This is a genomic window from Paenibacillus sp. QJM3NY_38 (assembly GCF_056173265.1).
The window spans coordinates 1,952,339-1,969,784 of record NZ_CM149665.1 but is presented as its reverse complement, the minus strand read 5'-3'; the positions used below and the strand labels follow the sequence as shown (position 1 = coordinate 1,969,784).

General features: G+C 51.0%; 10 protein-coding genes. 2 read left to right on the top strand and 8 right to left on the bottom strand.

The annotated features are described in order from the left end of the window. Positions 1-105 precede the first annotated feature (105 nt). Positions 106-1,680: an FAD-dependent oxidoreductase gene (locus AC0VZ8_RS08630; RefSeq protein ID WP_475486635.1), complete on the top strand. Its 1,575-nt coding sequence runs from the start codon at positions 106-108 to the stop codon at positions 1,678-1,680. Between the two features lie 95 nt (positions 1,681-1,775). Here the strand turns inward: AC0VZ8_RS08630 and AC0VZ8_RS08625 are convergent, their stop codons facing one another. Beyond that, positions 1,776-2,477, bottom strand: coding sequence for a 4'-phosphopantetheinyl transferase family protein (locus AC0VZ8_RS08625; RefSeq protein ID WP_475486634.1), 702 nt, complete (start codon positions 2,475-2,477; stop codon positions 1,776-1,778). 193 nt (positions 2,478-2,670) lie between these two features. Here AC0VZ8_RS08625 and AC0VZ8_RS08620 point away from each other — a divergent pair, with 193 nt between their 5' ends. After that, complete coding sequence (locus AC0VZ8_RS08620; RefSeq protein WP_475486633.1) at positions 2,671-3,435, top strand: aminoglycoside adenylyltransferase domain-containing protein; 765 nt, start codon at positions 2,671-2,673, stop codon at positions 3,433-3,435. Between the two features lie 184 nt (positions 3,436-3,619). On the opposite strand, the gene AC0VZ8_RS08615 is transcribed toward AC0VZ8_RS08620, so the two are convergent. The 7 genes from AC0VZ8_RS08615 to AC0VZ8_RS08585 form a co-directional block, all read right to left on the bottom strand. Next, positions 3,620-3,724 carry a YjcZ family sporulation protein gene (locus tag AC0VZ8_RS08615; protein ID WP_127596271.1) on the bottom strand — a complete coding sequence of 35 codons (105 nt, stop codon included), beginning with the start codon at positions 3,722-3,724 and terminating at the stop codon, positions 3,620-3,622. 868 nt (positions 3,725-4,592) lie between these two features. Next, a complete protein-coding gene (locus AC0VZ8_RS08610; RefSeq protein WP_475486632.1) occupies positions 4,593-9,248 on the bottom strand; it encodes an S-layer homology domain-containing protein in 4,656 nt (1,551 codons plus the stop codon). Positions 9,249-9,374: 126 nt separating this feature from the next. Next, on the bottom strand, positions 9,375-10,913 hold the full coding sequence (locus tag AC0VZ8_RS08605) for an extracellular solute-binding protein (RefSeq protein ID WP_475486631.1): 1,539 nt from the start codon (positions 10,911-10,913) through the stop codon (positions 9,375-9,377). A 95-nt stretch (positions 10,914-11,008) separates the two neighbouring features. Continuing rightward, a complete protein-coding gene (locus tag AC0VZ8_RS08600; RefSeq protein ID WP_071222839.1) occupies positions 11,009-11,926 on the bottom strand; it encodes a carbohydrate ABC transporter permease in 918 nt (305 codons plus the stop codon). Between the two features lie 16 nt (positions 11,927-11,942). Continuing rightward, positions 11,943-12,911 (bottom strand): ABC transporter permease, encoded by a 969-nt coding sequence (locus tag AC0VZ8_RS08595; protein ID WP_475486630.1) that lies wholly within the window; start codon positions 12,909-12,911, stop codon positions 11,943-11,945. A gap of 1,083 nt (positions 12,912-13,994) precedes the next feature. Beyond that, complete coding sequence (locus AC0VZ8_RS08590; protein ID WP_475486629.1) at positions 13,995-15,605, bottom strand: response regulator transcription factor; 1,611 nt, start codon at positions 15,603-15,605, stop codon at positions 13,995-13,997. A 37-nt stretch (positions 15,606-15,642) separates the two neighbouring features. Beyond that, positions 15,643-17,433 (bottom strand): sensor histidine kinase, encoded by a 1,791-nt coding sequence (locus tag AC0VZ8_RS08585; RefSeq protein ID WP_475486628.1) that lies wholly within the window; start codon positions 17,431-17,433, stop codon positions 15,643-15,645. Positions 17,434-17,446 lie beyond the last annotated feature (13 nt).

Genomic DNA, 17,446 nt, shown 5'->3' with positions numbered 1-17,446 from the left:
CCGTACTTTTCCTGCTGGAGAGAATCTACAATTAGAATAGTCACTTGTTTGTTGTGCTGATCTTGTGGATCATTTATGAAACTATCCCAAAAGGAGAATCTGTCAATGATACGAGAAATGCAGGCCGATATCGTCATTCTCGGCGGCGGGACAGGGGGAACAGCCGCTGCGCTTGCCGCCGCTAAATCAGGAAAGACGGTCATCATGACCGAGGAGACCACTTGGATCGGGGGACAGCTAACCAGCCAGGCGGTTCCGCCCGACGAGCACCCGTGGATTGAATCCTTTGGCTGCACGCGCAGTTACCGGCAGTTCCGCGAAGGCGTCCGCCAGTACTACCGCGATTTTTTCCCTATGACTCCCAAGGCCAAATCCAATGTGCAATTAAACCCCGGCAGCGGTATCGTGAGCCGGCTGTGCCATGAGCCGCGCACGGCCCTCGCCGTCCTGCAACAAATGCTGGCCCCGTACATTCACAGCGGTCGGCTTAAGATCCTCTACCAATATGCGCCAGAGTCTGCCGACGTTTCAGGGGATCGTGTGAACAGCGTAACCATTCGTCATCTTAAGACGCAGGATCAAATTGCACTTCACGCTCCGTTCTTCGTGGATGCCACCGAGCTCGGCGATTTGCTTCCGCTGGCGGGCATCGAATATGTTACCGGCGCCGAGTCCAAATCCCAAACAGGGGAACCGCATGCCGTTGACGGCGATCCGCTGCCGCAGGATATGCAGGGCTTTACGTATTGTTTTGCCGTGGATTATCTGGAGGGGGAGGACCACACGATCGAGAAGCCTGCCCTTTACGATTTTTGGCGGGAGTATAAACCCGATTTCTGGCCGGATAAGCTGTTAAGCCTGACCGCCGTCAAGCCGTCCACGAATGAGCCGGTCGAGTATGAGATCTTTCCGGGACACGGCAAGTTTCCGCTCTATCAATACCGGCAAATCCTGGACCCGAAACATTTCGCGGAAGGTACGTTCGAAAGCTCGGTATCGCTTGTGAACTGGCCGCAAAACGACTACTGGCTGGGCTCCATTATCGATGTGCCGAAGGAAGACGCTGCCCATCATATCTATCAAGCCAAACAGCTTAGCTTGTCCCTGCTGTATTGGCTGCAGACCGAGGTGCCTCGGCCGGATGGCGGGAAGGGTTATCCCGGACTGCGCCTGCGTCCCGATGTGGTCGGAACGGAAGACGGGATGGCCATGTATCCTTACATCCGCGAGTCGAGAAGAATTCAGGCCGAGTTTACGGTGCTTGAGCAGCATGTGGCAACCGAATCGCGGCCGGACGGCGCTTCGGAAACGTTCCCTGATTCCGTCGGCATCGGCTGTTACCGGATCGATCTGCATCCGAGCACGGGCGAGCGCCCATACATTGATATCTCGTCCCTGCCGTTCCAAATCCCGCTGGGCAGCTTAATTCCGAAACGGATGAAGAATGTGCTGGCTGCCAGCAAAAACATCGGGGTCACCCACATTACGAACGGCTGCTACCGGCTGCATCCCGTAGAATGGAACATCGGCGAGGCCGCCGGATATTGCGTCAGCTACTGCCTGGACCATGATATTCTGCCGACGGAAGTCCGGAACGACGAAGAAAGACTCGCCAGCTTCCAGCAAAAACTCGTCAGTGAAGGCATCGAGCTGGCATGGCCGGCACTGCGCCCAGTCTGATCCACCACTATTATAGAAACGCCAAGAAACCGGCTCAAGGGCATCGTCCATGGGCCGGTTTGTCCTGGTTCCGTTCATAACTCAAATCTCGTAACTCATAACTCCTCAGCGGTTACGAGTTGGACATCCTCAGGGAAATGACGGCTAATGCCGCACACCGACAGTTTGTAACCTTCTTCCACCGCATACTGTTTAAAATAGTAGGTCTCTCCGTTCTCGCCAAGCACAGGTGCCCACTCGCTGCCTTGCAGCTCCAGCGCAAAAGAATCCAACGGCAAATGCAGGCCTTTGCCAACAGCCTTGATATAGCTTTCCTTTAACGTCCATAGATCAAAGAAGCGGGAAAGCCGGACGGAAGGATCACAGTCTAACAGCGCGTTAAACTCAGTTATATGGAAATAGCGTTTGGCGATATCCATATTGATGGCTTCCATTTTCTCCACGTCAATCCCAACCGGCGTGCTGCTAACGGCGCACACGATCCAATGCCCGGAATGGGAAATGTTAAAATGCAGGTTGTCATACTCCTTTAAGAACGGTTTGCCATATGCGTTCCTTACGATTTCTATATGCATCGGGTCAAGTCCCAGCTTATCCCGAAGGATTCGATGGACCATAGCATCACCAAGCACCGATCGCTGGTAATCGCTCGCTCTTCTGAATTTGGATACATAATCCTGTCTTTCCGGTGATAGCGTCTGGAACAAGGCACGGAACGTCTCATCGCGAATTTGATCCGATTTCTTGATTGCGTATACTTCGATATGGCTTGGTTGGTCAGCATGAAAAGTATTCATAACTCCGTCCTTTCAATATAAAACATAGTCACCGTGTTCACTTCGATATGTACGTTCAGATCCCCTGCTTGCTTATTAGACTCCCTTTCCCCAATTCCATGTGTAAACGGACGAACGGATCGATGGATTGACAAAGGAAAGAATTCCCGAACATAATGGATGAATATCATACAGGGTGAAAGGTGGGGGGCGTTTGGACACACAAGGGGTTTTGGATCAAGCGGTCGACTTGTTTAAGGAGGAGCTCGGCGACAATCTGGTCGGCATTTACTTACATGGCTCGTTAGCTATGGGCTGCTTCAACCCGGACACAAGCGATATCGATCTGCTGCTCGTGGTGGCGGACAAGCTGACCCGGGATCATATGAGACGGCTGGCCAAAAAAATCATAGCGTTCCACGATGGAATGCCCAATCGACAGGGGTTGGAGCTTAGCCTTGTCCTGGAATCCAGTCTGCAGGAGCTCGTCTATCCGCCTCCATTTGAATTCCACTATTCCGCCTTTCATCGCGAGAAATACCTGACCGATGACGATTACATATGCGGCGGATTCCAAGACGCCGACCTGGCCGCCCATTACACCGTAATTTTTCATCGGGGCATTGCCCTATATGGCAAACCCGTTCAAGAGGTCTTTACTTCCGTTGACCGGCAGCATTACATACAAGCTATTCTCCATGACGTGGAGGGTGCGGTACAAGACATCACTGACTCCCCTATGTACTACACGCTAAACCTGTGCCGAGTGCTGTACTATCTGAAGGAAGGCGTGGTTTCCTCCAAACAAGAAGGCGTTGAATGGGGGCTGCGCACGCTTCCTCCGAAGTATCATCGGATTATAGAACGTGCCTTGCATCAATATAGCGGCGGAGCCCAGAATCCTGCGGATTCCGAACCGGATGAACTCATCGCGTTTGCCGGCGATATGCTGGAGCAAATCCATAATGCTCTAGAATAAGGATCGCGGGGATCGCGGGCCGGACGCTCCTGAAGGAATGACCTCCATTTATGCGGAAGAGCTCCACTTAAACTAAGAAAGTCTCAGAGGGGGAAGTTTTCCCCCTTAACCAGGGTTTACTGAGATACCCGGACGCTGCACAAATCAAGCTGAAGGGGTTTAAACAAGGATGCTTTGCCATGATTTAAATCCAAAAAGTGCTCAATACAATCACCAACAGGATAAATAATACCAAGACAATGCCTACTGAAGTTCCATATCCGCCGTGACAGCATTTATCGTAACTCATCGATATTAACCTCCTTGCATTGTGGAATGGTACAGTTTATGTACATAGATGCCCTTAGACAGGGCATTTCGGCAATGATGGTCAAAATGTGTTTTTGTCCAATATCTATGCCATGGCTCACCTCCTATTTATTGGAACTTTGTGAAGACTCCTGTGTAATATTTACTTTAAGGAGCTGATCACATTCTGAAGAGAGGTGCGCAGTATGAAAAAATTCAGGTCTGGAAGATCCCGTTTAGAAAACTCGGCAAACATCGTTCCCCTCTTATCGGATATCGTGTTATAAATCCCAAGACTGATGATGAAAATATTAAACTGAAGGCTGGATGGATGGCCTCTGCGACGTACTGTAACCCCATTTAGAATTAGAATGTCTACTACGGTCTCATTATCAAAAAGGGGGTAATTGGTTGAAGGTTTTTATAAACTGTATTCGGTATTTAATTATCCCGCGTCCTTTTCGATTATTGGTTCTGTGGGGTTGAATTGTTTTATTTATATCTGTTGGAATTAGATTCAGTTGGTTCTTCTAACTCACTTATACTTGATGACTTTATTATATTGGAAAGTTTCTTATGGATAAATTAACGCTTGTAATCGTGAAGTCTCTGGCAGTTGTTATATTCATCCTTCTATTTATCGGTGTTTTCTTACTTGGCAGATTTGTTGGTAACGCAACTCCTTGGTACATAACAACCTCTTTGCTCATACTGCTGATTCTTAGTTGGATTCACTTAAGAATAAAAATAATCACTAATGATACGGATCGATGCTCCATCCGTATTTGACAGATCGTTTTTTTGTGCTGATACTGAGCACCTATGTACAACAAAGACCCGTTCGTTATTAACGAACGGGTCATCTGCGTTTAACGGTTAATGAATTCAACCATTTGCAGCATTCGAGTTAATACGACCGCTCCCTCAGCCCGGGTAGAATGGGCTTCCGGAACGAACCGGTCAGAAGAACGTCCTTCCATCAACCCGGATTTGACGATGGCCGACACGGCCTCTTCGGACCAGGACGCAATGCGTTTGCGATCCTTGAACCCTTCCAAAATGGTGTCCGTATTTCCTGTATCCAGATCCGTACCGGCAAGCTTCAGTGCACGGAGCAGCAAGACACTCATCTGCTCACGGGTGATCTCCTCGTTCGGACGGAACGTACCGTTGCTAAAGCCTTCGATCAGCCCATGCTCCACTGCCGTAGCGACTGCGGCTGCATACCAATCGTTTGCCTTCACGTCCTGGAAGCTCGCATGGTCACCCTGATCCTTCAATCCGAGCGCACGGACGAGCATCGCCGTGAACTGCGCTCTCGTGATCGGTTCGTTCGGGCCAAAACGCGTATCACTTAATCCCTCGATCAATTGTTTCGAAGCCAGCAGCGAAATGTCCTCGCGGGCCCAATGGCTGCTTAAATCCTCAAACGTCTTCGCATGGGAGACAACGGAGTAAACGCCGCTATCCCTCCACTTAAACTCCGCTTGGGATTTACCGTTCGACGTGCGAATGAGCGCCGGTACGAAGACCAGCTTGCCGGATGCCGGATCCATCCGCAGCACCGTCGTTTGGGATGGACTGACGACACTGGATAGAGCCTTGGTAAACTTAGCGTAAGGTCCCTTAAGCGCTGGCAGCGCAGATAACGTATCCCCCTGTTTCCAAGCTAAGGTTATGGAAAGTGATGCATCCAGCTTGGAGGCTCCTGCCTCCAACGCTGCCTTTACCCGATCCTCTTCTTCTTTTGAAGCTAAAGCGACGCGAATTTGCAGACTTTCCGCCGTACCCCGTTGTTGTAAAGCTTCCGACAGCGAATGCAGCGGAATTTCCAATCGGCCTTGGGAGGATTCCAACACAATGGAGCCCCCCGGCAGGTCCTTCACGGCAGCACTCAACCCCTGAACAGGCAAGTGAAGAACGACGGAATCCGAAGCGTCGGTCACCGAATACGTAAGCACGCGTGAAGCCGCCGGCAGCTTGCTGAGCCGTTCCACGTCGCTGAGCATGCCCTTCTCGCTCGCATCCGCTACGATAACCGTCCCACCGCCCGGTGCCGTCTCTTTCTTGATGCTCAACCGCTCTGGCTCCGACGGATTAGGAGGTGGTGTTGTCGATCCTCCACCGGGTGAACCGGATCCTCCGCCCGGAGTACCCGGATCGGATCCGCCCTCTCCCGTAGTAGTCCGGATGACCTCAAACGTCTTGCTGTTGGTTTTGAATTCGTCAACGAACACGTCCACAGTAATCGAATTGACACCCGTTTGCAGAGGCACATTAGCTGTAAAATCACCTTTCGCCGACAGAGTCGCATCGGCACCGTTCACCTTCACGGTCGCTTGGCCGGGTCCGAGAACTTCCACAAGCCCTTTCAGCGCAAGCTGACTGTCGCGCGTTTCTTTGCCCTCGTCGTCCATCAGCCCGCTTAACACGGCTGAACGAACCTGATCCCCGGTATTGTAGGCATTGGCAACGAGCTGACGCAGCGTTCTCGTGCCTGACGGATCCAGGGTGGAAATGACAAAACCTCCCTGCGGAATAACACTGTTATTCTCTTCCGGCGCTCCCCAGCTCCAGTTGATCGCTTGGTTCCGGTTGACCACGCGGGTCACATGGCCCGTGTGGTCCACCACCACTTCAACCCCGAAGCGGTTCGTACCCGTGGAGTATCCGAAAGCTTCCGTCATCACGTTGACGTTGCCCTCGATCCGGTTGATATTATAGAAATTGCCTTCCAGGAACGAATCCGGACTTCCCGGCAAGCTCATCCCGAGCTGGTAATCCTTAACCCACTCCTTATCTTGGAGAGCAGCCGCCGCGATCGGCCAGTTGACCTGGGATGCGTCAAACAGCATCAGTCCGTTCGTGGACTTCAGCCCCGCATGGAACACTTCGCGCTGGACGGCCGGCGCCTGCACATTGTTCATGGCAATGCCTGCATACAGCGGAATTTCACCGTTCGTTACGATATTGCCGAGCGTAATATATTTCTGGATTTCCTGGCTGGTGGTTTGATAAGCCCCGATCATCAGAAAATCCAAATACTCGATATACCCGGTTTGATAGTATTCCGGCGTATACACCGATTCGTCCGGCATGCCGAGCGCGGGATTGAACCGGAAGTTCTTGCTGCCCCAGTTCACGCCGTTCAAATAATACGTTTCATACCAGGATCCAACATAAGAGGATACCTCGATCTTTCTGCCTGTTGAAACTTCATAGGAATCCACCAGATCCTTCACTTCGCCGAAGAAGCTCTGAATCGTCCCCGAGCGGAATTCCCACCAGTCCTGAATCAGCGGGCCGTATACCCGAACATTGTTTTCATAGTAAAAGATATCGTTTGGCCATTGGTTAAGCTGCTTGCCTCGGGCCTGCAAAAACTGCTCGAACTTCACGCGGGTTTCGTCGCTGAAGTCGGCCCCCTCGTTGTCATATCGGCTCCGGTCATGGACAACGCCGTCCACATTATAGTTCTTAATGATTTCTTCGAATGTTCGAAGCTGATAATTGCGAACCTCGTCATTGGACGGGTTGACGAAGGCTACCAAGCCCTGCTTTTTGCTTTCGCGCAGACGCTTGATCTCGCCATTGTTCTCCGCGAAATATACACGTTCCTCCCAATCGAGGTGATCGTTCAGAACCGCATACTCGTTATGGGCAATCGATCCTTCGGCAAACACGTTGATCGCCGCATGAATCTCTAATCCAAGTGCGTGACCATGATCAATAAACTCCTGCAATAAGTCCAGATCCGGACTTGCGCCTGCTTTTTCGGGTGCCTTGATCTCGCTGACATAAGGTCTGCCCGTCAAATCGTTCTTCTTATAAGAGACATAACCTTCAACGCCCTTCACATCAAATGCCACCGAGGTAACGCCCGTTTCCTTGGCTTTTTGCAAGAATGCCAAAACATCCTCGCTCGTTTTAAACTTTCTGACATTGGAAGCCTGGTCCACCCAGAGAATGACTTCTTTTTCCGGGGAGAAATCAGGTCTTGCAAACACCGCAAGATGACGTACATCCTGCTCGATATCATTCTTCATCACTTTGACTTCGATATAATTGGTGCCGCTTGTTAACGTGTAGTTATGCGTGAAGGTACCATCCGCTTCAAAAGGCACCTCGTTACCGTTCACTAGGAGTTTGATCGCGGTAATGTCGTCCATGTTGTCGATGCGCCCCGTGATAGCGGTACTGCCCTCTGTTACGGTGTACATCGTCTGGTTATCCAGCGTGAGCCGTGCAATAAGGCCATTGCCGCTCATGATGTCGCGTACCTGAACCACTTCCCCGTTCTTGCGCAGCTTGATCATGTCGCCGACCTTAAAATTCTCGGCTAAATAGCGCTTGATGTTATTACCTGCATAGCTGTTGTCCTGTGCCATCAGCACATAACCGCCTTCGGGAATTTCAAGCTCGGTCGGTCCGGTCCATACAGGCGGCTTCCCGTTAATCGAAGGATTGATCACCTGCAATACGCGGTTGTTGGCATCCACCTGTACGGCGACATTAGTCTGGGGAACCGTGATGGAGCTGCCATAATCCCTTGTAAAAATCGCTACGATGTTCGGTACGCCCGTGACATCCTTGTCGACATAGTCCAGCTTCTTGCGCGGGCCTTCAATGTCGATCGTAATATCCTTCGGTGCCGCTTCGACTTCAATATAATCCTGGTTCTCGATCGGTTCGTACACGATGTTCAGCGTTTGAACGGCCAATTCGCCGTCTCCCTTAAACAGCTTCACCTCAGCCGCGTTCGGGCCCGGCTCCAAATAAACATTCGTGCGAAACATGCCTTCCGCCGTAATCGCAGTTTCATCGCCATTAACCGTTACGCTTAAATCCTGATCTGCGGCATAATTTGCCACAAAACCCGCAATCTCAATGACCGGAATATCCACGGTCGTATCAGTTAGTGTAATCAGATGCAGCTCGGGTGGCAGCGGATCCGGACCTGGACCCGGCCCCGGCTGCTCCGGCAGGAAATCAGCCGCAGTCACTTCTTCGCCTGCCCGCATCAGCTTCACCGTATCTCCCGTTTTGTTATGATTGAAGAGAGGTTTCTGAAAAACAGATTGATCCCACGCATTGGCGCCGCCAGCCACTACAACGTAACCACCGGCCGGAATTGGAAGCAACGTTCCCGGATCCCAAGTAGTCGGAGGATCGACGTCCGGTCCGAGAATGTCCAGCACTTGACCGCCGGCATCCACAGAGACCGCAACATGAAGCGTAGGCACCCATACCTCATCTTTATATACGGAACCCGTAACCGTTGCGCCGCTGGTATACAGCGCCAAATAATCATTTTTCCCTTCCACCGTATCGCCCGCCACGTTGATATCCGTGAACTCCAGACTCTCTCCGCCTTGGGAGACCAGGGTAACCGGTTCGGGAGCCGCGCTTTGAACCGGAGGAATTTCGTTATCCGCGAACGCGGAAGACCCAACCGGAACAATGAGAGAAACGATCAGTGACAGACTGAGAAACAGCGCGATTCGCCTGCGAAATAAACGATACATCAAATGATTACCACCTTTCTCCTATTCAGAATGAACGATCACGTGAATATGAAATTCAACGGTCACCCCCTTTACGAATTTTGAAAAAGCAGCCGCCAGCGCAGACTGCTTTTTCAAATGAATCATTTACTTCGTGGATTGAAACCATTCATTGGCTGCGGTCACCATATCGGCTCCACCTTCGGCTCTCCACTGAGCCAGGAATTGATCGTAAGCATCAATCGGCTTCGCTCCGGAAATGAATTGCAGCACATTGTCATCGAGCATAGTCGACAATTTCAGCTGGTTTTTGGATACGGCATCAATAGGCGGAGCTGTCGACATAGGATCTACAACCATAATTCCTTCGGCATTTTTCTGATACTCTTCGAAATGCGCCTGAAGAACAGGATCTTTACGTACACGTGCTTGCCAGTAGATCGGATACTTTTCTTCATCTACCCCGGTTAGGAAGTTGCTTGCATTATTCAGTTCATCGTTAAATATCGGCAGAATCGGATAGTATTTCTCATCCTTAACTTCATGGTGTACGCCTTCCTTACCAAGCGCTATGCCTTTAAATGTCTCAGGCTCCAACTTCGCATTGAGGAAATCCATGGCAGCTTCCTTATTCTTCGAAGATTTCAGGATAGCCACATACCAAGTTGTATTCGTTTTAACTCCAATAGCAGCCTTACCATCTTTGCCCTTCAGGTAAGGGATAATGGATGTTTTTGCTTCCGGGAAATTTTTCGTCAGTGCCTCAATCGTTGTCCCGGCGCTCCACCAAGGCAGTTCATACATCGCAGCTTTACCACCCGAGAATTTTTCAATGGATTTCTGTGCGGTATTAATCGGAGTCTCGGTATCAAGCAATCCTTCTTTGTACAGTTTGTTCATAAAAGTAAGATATTCTTTCATTTCAGGCAGTTCAGCCCGATGCACCAATTTGCCATCGACTTCCTTCCAATCGGTGAAAACGCCAAATGTTGCGGCAATGTTACCATAGATAGCTGGAGCCTTATTGCTCACTGTGAGTGGAATAACATTCTTCTTCTCTTTGATCGTTTTGAGCACATTGTACAGTTCATCGGTGTTCGTCGGTGTGGACAGTCCTAATTCATCCATCCAATCCTGTCTGACCACCAGTGCCTCGCCGATACTTACTCCTGCCCCAGTCTCGGGAATGCCGTAAATCTTCCCGTCGATGGTGGCACTGCCGAAGGACTCCTGCTTAATGGATTGCTTAATATAATTGCCGTGGGATTCCAGAAGCTCATCGATCGGCTCGAGCGCTCCTGCAGAGGCCAGATTGTAGAACTGAAGTGCATTCAATTTCACCAAATCATAGTTATCTTTACTGGATACGAGCAGGTTCAGCTTCTCATCCGCGTTCTCAGCCGGCAGCAGTTCGTATTCCACATTGAATCCGGTTCTTTCCTGGATGTACTTGGCCACATACTCAGTCTTCGGATCAAACAATCCATATTGCATGATCATGCGCAGACCCGGTTTTTCAGCCGTTGTGTCTTTGTTCCCCTCATCCTTCGGGGTGCTTGCCGGTGTGTCCGATGGTTGAGCCGCCGGCGTGTCCGTCGTGCCGCCTCCCCCGCCGCCGCATCCGGACAGCGCCAGCGTGAATCCGAGAATCCCGGCCAGTACCGCGGATTTTTTAATCTTGATCATGGATAACCCTCCTTGTGATTGAGAAATTCAATGAATTCTGCCATCTGAGCAATACGAAGCGCATCACCACCTTTATGAAGTAAGCTCTAATGAATCTAGCCTTTAACCGAACCTACCAGCACGCCTTTGACAAAATACTTTTGCAGGAATGGATACACCAGCAAAATCGGGATCGTTGCCAGCAGGATCGAGGAAGCTTGTATGGACTGAGGTGTTGCGTTAATCGCGGCGTCGACATTATCCTTCAGGAAGTCCCCGCTGGACGAAACCAGCAGCTCCTTCAGGTACAGCTGCATTGGCTTGATCGCCGGATCGGTAATGTAGATCATCGCCGCAAAATAGTCATTCCAGAAAGCAACCGCAAAGAACAATCCGATCGTTGCCATAACGGGAAGCGAGAGCGGTACAATGACCGAGACCAGGATACGGATATTCCCCGCGCCATCCAGCTTGGCGGACTCCTCCAGCTCATCCGGAAGCCCCTCGAAATAGTTTTTAATGATGAGCATGTTGTACACGTTCACCATCGCCGGGAGGAATAACACCGGGAAGGAGTTCACCAGATTCAAATTTTGCATGAGCAGGTACGTTGGAATCAGTCCGCCGCTGAAGAGCATCGTGAATACGAAGATCAACAGCAGGCCTTTCCGTCCCCGCAGCCGGTATTTGGACAACGGATAAGCCGTCAACGTAGTCAGAAACAAGCTGCAAGCTGTTCCGATGATCGTCAGAAAAATGGATACCTTGAGCGAATTCAAGAACATGGAATCCTGCAGCACGTACTTGTACGTTTCGAATTGAACCCCGACCGGGAGCAGCCCAACCTGACCCGATATGACAGCTCCCTCGCTGCTCAAAGATTTTGCGATCAGGTTCATGAAAGGCAGCAGGGTCGTTAAGCCCATCACGATGAAGAACGTATAATTGAATACCGAGAAGCATTTTTCCGAAAACGACGTTTGGATGACACCTCGGGTGGTGTTTGTTCCTTCCAAAGCTTTTTTGTGATCCATTTGCGCCACCCTTTCTTTACCAGATCCCGCGCTGTAAGTATTTTCTGCTCATGGCATTGCCCATGATGACCAATGTGAAGGATATAACGGCTTCGAACAAGCCAACCGCGGTCGAGAAGCTGTAATCCTGGTTCCCGAGACCCTGCCGGTATACATAGGTTCCAATGACATCCGATACCTGGTACACCACCGGATTGTACATGACGAGAATCTGTTCCGTTCCCGCTTCCAGCACGTTTCCGAGCCGCAGAATAAACATCAGGACAATAATCGGGGCAATCCCCGGGAGCGTAATGTGCCACAGTTGCTTCCATCGTCCGGCCCCGTCGATCTTCGCGGCTTCATACAGCATCGGATCGATCATTGTAAACGCTGCCAAGTATACGATCGTACTCCAGCCCGTTTCCTTCCAGCCTGCCGAGGTGATCAGCACGCCTCGGAACACGCTGTTATCCAGGAAAAACGCAATCTGCTCCATTCCCAGGGATACCAAAACTTTATTGACGATTCCTCCGTTCGTTGAGAGGATATCGATAAATAATCCGCCGACGATGACCCAGGACAAGAAATGCGGAAGATAGATGACGGTTTGCACCGTGCGCTTAAATACCATATTCCTCAGCTCATTGAGCATCAGGGCGATAATGATGGGGAGCGGAAACAAGATCATGATTTTCAGGAAGCTGATGATGACCGTATTTTTAAATACCTGAGCAAAGTCCGGCGACGTGAACAGCTTCTCGAAGTGCTTCCATCCCACCCACGGGCTGTCGGCAAATCCGGTGAAGATGTTGAAATCCTTAAATGCAATCGTTATGCCGTACATCGGCGTGTACTTGAACAGCAAAATGAACAAGATGCCCGGTACGAGCAGCAAATAAAGATCCCACTCTTTCCATATGTCCGACCCTAATCGGCCCCAGTACCCTCGTTTTTTCTTCATCTCTCTATACGGTGCCGGCGATGGTTCTATCGTGGGTTTCATCGACTCGTCTCCCCCTTTCTATTGATTCAATCTCCTTGGTTACTACAAATTGTAATTCCCGGCGCAGGGACTGAGTAGGCGAGGATCATTACTATTTATGGTAATATGATGTTGTGTTGGGGCATGGACGTCAGTAATTATGCCATGAGGTTGCGGTGGGTGTTTCATGATGTGTTAACTTGTCACGATCGGCTAACCGTTGCTCCACTGAAATTCAAAACTGAAAATACACTGCCAAAAAAAGAGGATTGTTCATCACTCCGCATGCGGATTGTTCTTCCGATCCCTGTTACCCCCGGTTTTCTTCCGAATGAAAGAAACAATCTTGAAATCCGGGGATAAAGGGGACCGCTGCCGCTTCTCCAGAACAATTCCGCCTGCTCCGTTGAAGCTTGCTCAAGAATGATGTTGGCATTCGAAGACGGCAATACCGTGCTTCGTCGCCAAGGTGTGCCTCGCTGCTTTACGCCAAGCTTGGCCTCCCTACAAGCCCCCAAACCATACCCGTGCGGGTGATTACTTCTGCCCTGCCGATGGTTGGGGCTGGGGGTATAAACCAAACGAGCCGTTCGGGATGTACGCCCCGAACGGCTCGTTTGGTTAGTTTATGTAACTGCGCACGCTCTGCTGTGCTGCGTTTTGCCCCCTCCCCCCGTTATCATGGGGGAGGATGGGGACCCACACGGACCAGCGGAGCGGGCGAATCAATTCCGGAAAAGCGTAGCGGTCGCCTTTGGAGCCAAATTTCCACCACAATAAAATCGTTCATGAAATTTGGAAACAACAGCGATTGGAGGAACGATACGACCGCGTAGCGGGCTTTCATATCTCTCCCTTCCCCCAACCTCAAGTGGGAGGCTTTTGGGTGGTTTGGACCCACGCGGACCAGCGGAGAGGACGAATCGATTCCGGAAAAGCGAATGCGGTCGCCTTTGGAGACGAATTTCTTCCTCTGTAAAATCCATTCCAGGAAATTCGGCGACAACAGCGATTGGAGGAACGATACGACCGCGCAGCGGGCTTGAAGAGGTTAGCAAGTGCCCTTACTTTTTTGCCCCACACACCCAGTCCATCCCCCAAAACTCACCCCTTAAACTCCCCCGGATTCACCCCCCAATACTTCCGAAACACCTTGGTGAAATAACTGACATCGCGGTACCCGACCAGCCGGGCGGCATCGTACACCTTAAGTCCTTCCTGCAGCAGCGACTTGGCCCGCTCCATTTTGCGTTCCAGCACATAGGTCGAGAAGACAACCCCCATTTCCTGCTTGAACAGCCGGCTGAGGTAGGAAGAATTGACATAGAGCCGATCCGCCACCGTATGCAGCGTAATTTCCTGATCCATTTCCTCCTCAAGCAGGTTCAGAATATCCTTCACCACCTGATGGCTCGTCGTTTTCCGCTGCTCGCTCATAAAGGAGACGATATGTTTCACCGTGCGCTCCAAGAGCGACCAGGTTTGCATTTTGGTGCTCAGCAGCTTGACGTTATGAAAATATTCGATATCCTCGCCGACGACTTTTTTTACCGTCCAGCCCTGCTTCTGGATCATCCGGGTAAAGAAGCTGTTCATGTACAGAACCGCCTCATGAAATTCGTCCGAGGATTCGGATCTGGAGAAGGCTTCTTCCCACAACCCCTTCAGCGCCTCCAGGGCTTTCGTCTCGTCGGCCGTTTCCAGCGCGATCTCCAGCGTCTTCTCCAGATTCTGCTGCACGATCACGCCCTGGATATCCCGCTGGAGCTGCTCCCGGTAAGGAATCGCAAGATCGTGTCCGTACACGACCCGGTCCTGAAGCGCCCGGCAGGCCTGCGCATACAGCAGGCTCATATCTTCAATCGCCCCGATAGAAGCACAGATGCCGGCACTTGCCGTCAACTTCAGCACTTCCTTCGTCTGGGAGAGCAGCTTGGATACATCGGCATTCAGCCGCAGCATGGCCTCATTGGCGTCTTGATTTTCCTCCACGATCCACACCATCAGCAGCATACTCCCGGAATCCGACGTGATCCAGAGAGAGGGATGGGACAACAGCTCCTTGGCCAGGCACTGCATCGTAAACTGCAGCAGCTCGACATCTCCCCGTTGAAACCGGGTCTCATCCTCGGGCAGCGGATCCAGTTCGACCACAGCTACCGCAATACGGTCATGCTCCTGCAACGGAATATATAATTCATTGCTCTTGTTAAGAACATCCTGTTTTGCATATTTGCCGCTCACCCATTGAATAAAAAAGAGATTTTGCAGATGCGGAAGATTGTCCTTCCATTTTTGCTCCAACGCCGCCTTGCGCTGCCACTGCTCCAAATCCTCCCGAAGCTGCTGCCTCGCTTCAAGCACCGCTTCGAGAATATCCTCCTCGCCGGCAGGCTTCAATAAATATTTGGACACCCCGTATTCCAGCGCCAGCTGCGCGAACTCGAAGTTGTCATGTCCGCTCAGAATGATCATTTTCGTCAATCGGCTGATATCCTGCCGGCTTCGCAGCTCGCTGAGGAGTGTCAGTCCATCCATTTCAGGCATCTGCACATCGATCAGCATGATATCCGGTTTCTTCCGGCTTACAAGCTCAAGGGCTTCGACACCGTTGGACGCCATGCCCACCACTTCAATTCCATGCTTGTCCCACGGGATATTGTAAGCCAGTGCATTACGCAGCCGGGGTTCGTCTTCCACAATCATGAGATTCATTCAGGTCCTCCCTTTCGAGCGATCTATATATGAGTACCTACTTCGGGTTAACTTCCTTGCAGCGTTCCAGTGGAATGGAGATCGTGACGGTAGTACCTTCGCCTGAGACACTGTGAACCGTCAGTTGGGCTTCCTTGCCATAATACAGCTTCATTCGGCTCAGCACGTTCCGAAGACCGAACAGATCCTTCACATGGTCCTCATCCTGGGAAGACGCCGGCACGCTGCGCGAACTCATCATCTCCAGCTCATGCTGGATATAACGCAGCCGTTCTTCCTTAATCCCCGGCCCGTTATCCTGTACGCTAATAACCACGGTCTGCCCCTTTTCGATCCGGCTGGATATGACCAGGCTCCCTCCGGAGGATTTACCCTCCATGCCATGAATGATGGCATTTTCCACCAAAGGCTGGAGCAGGAGCTTGAGGAGCGGAACATCCTTACTCTCTTCCGAAATGTGATAATCCACAGTGAAATTGTCCATGAAACGAAGCTGCTGAATTCGTAAATAGTAGTGCAGATGGGTGATGCTTTCCTCAATCGTGAACACCTGCCTGCCCTTATTTAGGCTCAACCGAAAAAACTTCGACAGGTTCATTACCATCTCGCTGATCTCATCCGCATCGTAGTTTTTGGCCGTCCAGTAAATCGAATCGAGGGTATTGTATAGAAAATGCGGGTTGATCTGGGATTGCAGAAACTTCAACTCGGTCGTCGTTAATCGCAGCTGCTGCTCATAATGATCCTCGATCAGATGCTTCTGTACGACGGCCATCTTGTTAAACGACTGAATGAGAAAGCCAAACTCGTCCTTCCGCTTGGTATCGACATGAATATTCAGCTCCCCGCTGCTGAGCCGCTTCATCCCGCGCGACAATTTCAACACAGGGGAGGCAATTCCGCTGTAAACCACCCATGAAATAATGATGGCCAGCAGGATGCTCAGCCCGATGATCGCAACCGTGAACAGGCGCAGCTGATCAGTCTCTTTGTACAGCTCGCTTTTCGGCTGAACCAGCGCGAGGCGCCATGCGGAGTAATCCGAGTCAATCGCTACGGTCATATCCTTGTCGGAAATGTTATCCTCATGCACTCTGCCGGTCTCCACCACCACTTGTCCCTTTTCGTTCAACAGGGCGATACGGCTGTTCTCGGAGGGAAGCAGCGTCTTGATGATATTTAACAGCTTGCTCTTGTTAAAAGATACCACCAGCAGATTCGACTGCCGCTCGCTGTTGTACAGGTCCATCGCACGAATCAAGGAGACGCTGTCCGTATTCGTCATCTGGCCAAAAGTGATGCCCTCCGCCACTGGGGATTCCGACATCACGTAGGAAATCCCCGTTCCGTTCCTCCGGGCAGCTTCGACAAGCCATTCCCGCTGCGTCTCACCCGTCAGCTCTTTGACGCCATAATGAGTAGAGATTAACCTACTGGATGCCGGATGATACACCGAAATTTGGGATACAAACCGGTTCACCGAAACGGAATTCAATAACTGATCCAATATATCCGAGAAATCCACGATCGAATGAGGGGAGAAGTTGGTGCTGTTTTTGTTCAACAGCTCATTCATTCCAGGATCGCTTGCAATCAGGGTGGATATCTCCTCCACGTTTTGCAGCGCCAGATCAAAATGATTCATCGCTGACGAAAGCGCCATCTCCGTCCGCTCGACCGCCTGTTCATACAGAATATCCCGGGACCGTTCCACCGCAAACAGGCTGATGATGACCAGCGGCAGCAGGATCAGCAGAAAATAACCGGTTAAGCGGGTTTGAATATTTTGCGAAAACCGATCCCGTACCCAGCGAATCAACGCCATCATTCGAGTCCCCCCT

Bases quoted from the DNA above. Each gene is read 5' to 3' on its own strand.
- AC0VZ8_RS08630 (WP_475486635.1), top strand. From the start codon at position 106: ATGATACGAGAAATGCAGGCCGATATCGTCATTCTCGGCGGCGGGACA.
- AC0VZ8_RS08625 (WP_475486634.1), bottom strand. From the start codon at position 2,477: ATGAATACTTTTCATGCTGACCAACCAAGCCATATCGAAGTATACGCA.
- AC0VZ8_RS08615 (WP_127596271.1), bottom strand. From the start codon at position 3,724: ATGAGTTACGATAAATGCTGTCACGGCGGATATGGAACTTCAGTAGGC.
- AC0VZ8_RS08610 (WP_475486632.1), bottom strand. From the start codon at position 9,248: ATGTATCGTTTATTTCGCAGGCGAATCGCGCTGTTTCTCAGTCTGTCA.
- AC0VZ8_RS08605 (WP_475486631.1), bottom strand. From the start codon at position 10,913: ATGATCAAGATTAAAAAATCCGCGGTACTGGCCGGGATTCTCGGATTC.
- AC0VZ8_RS08600 (WP_071222839.1), bottom strand. From the start codon at position 11,926: ATGGATCACAAAAAAGCTTTGGAAGGAACAAACACCACCCGAGGTGTC.
- AC0VZ8_RS08595 (WP_475486630.1), bottom strand. From the start codon at position 12,911: ATGAAACCCACGATAGAACCATCGCCGGCACCGTATAGAGAGATGAAG.
- AC0VZ8_RS08590 (WP_475486629.1), bottom strand. From the start codon at position 15,605: ATGAATCTCATGATTGTGGAAGACGAACCCCGGCTGCGTAATGCACTG.
- AC0VZ8_RS08585 (WP_475486628.1), bottom strand. From the start codon at position 17,433: ATGATGGCGTTGATTCGCTGGGTACGGGATCGGTTTTCGCAAAATATT.